The sequence below is a fragment of the Curtobacterium sp. B8 genome (assembly GCF_000333315.1).
Taxonomy (GTDB): domain Bacteria; phylum Actinomycetota; class Actinomycetes; order Actinomycetales; family Microbacteriaceae; genus Curtobacterium; species Curtobacterium luteum.
In genome coordinates this window covers 1-1,412 of the sequence record NZ_BACW01000677.1, presented here as the reverse complement: position 1 = coordinate 1,412, position 1,412 = coordinate 1, and the positions used below count along the sequence as shown (strand labels likewise).

The window sequence follows — 1,412 nt, the reverse complement described above, 5'->3', positions numbered from 1 at the left end:
GGCATCACGTGGGTCCGCCAGACCGTCCGCCACCCGCTGACGAGGGCGTTCACCACCGCGAACCGCCGGAACGTCCGGTCGAGTGCACGGGGGTCGCAGTCGGGGTCGTCCATCAGTTCGCGCAGGTCGAGGTCGCGGACCGACAGGTCGACCGGGAGGCGCGGCTCTGCTCGGTCGCGTCGCCTCACGGCCGGCCCACGGCCGCGTCGGTGCCGGCACCTGCGTCTGTGTCTGTGCCGGCACCTGCGTCTGTGCCTGTGCCTGTGCCTGTGCCTGTGGGCTCCCGCTGGACGACGGTGCAGCGTGCGGCCTCGACGGTGAGCCCGGGGCCGAACGCGAGCGCGATCACCGGCGCGCCGGCCCGGAGTCCGCTCCGGAGGGCTTCGGCGAGCACGAAGAACACGGTCGCGCTCGACATGTTGCCGTGGTCGCGGAGGACCGCCCGGCTCGCGGCGAGTGCCGTCGGCGGCAGGCCGAGCGCCTCCTCGGTCCGGTCGAGGATCGCCCTCCCACCGGGGTGGACCGCCCAGGTGGGGACGGCCGCGGGGCGTCCCTCGCCGAGGAGCGGTGCCACGGCCCGACCGACGTGCTCGCCGATCAGCTTCGGCACGGCCGTGGAGAGGACCATCTCGAAGCCCTCGTCGCCGATGTTCCAGGCCATGTCGTCGACGCCCTCCGCGACGACACTCGTCGTGAACGCGTCGAGGCGGAGACCCGGTCCGCCGGACGTCACGACCGCAGCGGCGGCGCCGTCGCCGAAGACACTGTTCGACACGATCTGGTCCGGGTCGTCCGACGCGCGGACGTGGAGCGTGCAGAGTTCGGCGCAGACGACGAGCACGACCGCGTCCGGGTCGGCGTCGACGAACGCGGCCGCGATCCGGAGCGCCGGGAACGCCGCACAGCAGCCCATGAACCCGATGTGCTGCCGGAAGACCGAGGGGCGCAGGCCGAGCTGGTGCACGACGTCGAGGTCCGGGCCGGGCTGGGTGAAGCCGGTGCACGACACCGTGACGACGTGGGTGACCGTGTCCGGGGCCGTCCCCGCGCGCTCCAGCGCGTCGCGGGCGGACGCCACGAACAACGGCGGCGCGAGGACCCGGTAGGCGTCGTTCCGTGTGCCGGTCGACGGCGAGACGAGCGCACCCGCGTCGTCACGGAAGGCGCCGGGCCCCGCTGCCGGGTCGAGCTCGGGGAGCACGGTGTGCCGGGTGTCGACGGCCGACCCGTCGAAGGCCGCCCCGATGATCCGCCGAGCGAGCCGCGAGGCGTCTGCCTGGTCGAGGAAGAGGTCGCGGACGGCGCCCTGGCCGATGCTCGTCCGCGGGACGGCGGTTCCGATGGCGCGGATCGTTGCGGACACGACTCATCCTGTCACCCGGTCGCTGACGCGTCCCCAGGAACGACGGGAG

1 protein-coding gene and 1 pseudogene (1 of these 2 running past the window's edge) are annotated in these 1,412 nt (G+C 73.9%); both read right to left on the bottom strand.

Going from position 1 to position 1,412, the window contains the following annotated elements:
* Positions 1-113, bottom strand: a pseudogene (locus I59_RS20430) (methyltransferase domain-containing protein) (it extends 532 nt beyond the left edge of the window).
* 71 nt (positions 114-184) lie between these two features.
* Positions 185-1,363, bottom strand: a complete 1,179-nt coding sequence (locus I59_RS18000) for a type III polyketide synthase (protein ID WP_022905064.1) — start codon at positions 1,361-1,363, stop codon at positions 185-187.
* Positions 1,364-1,412: the final 49 nt, after the last annotated feature.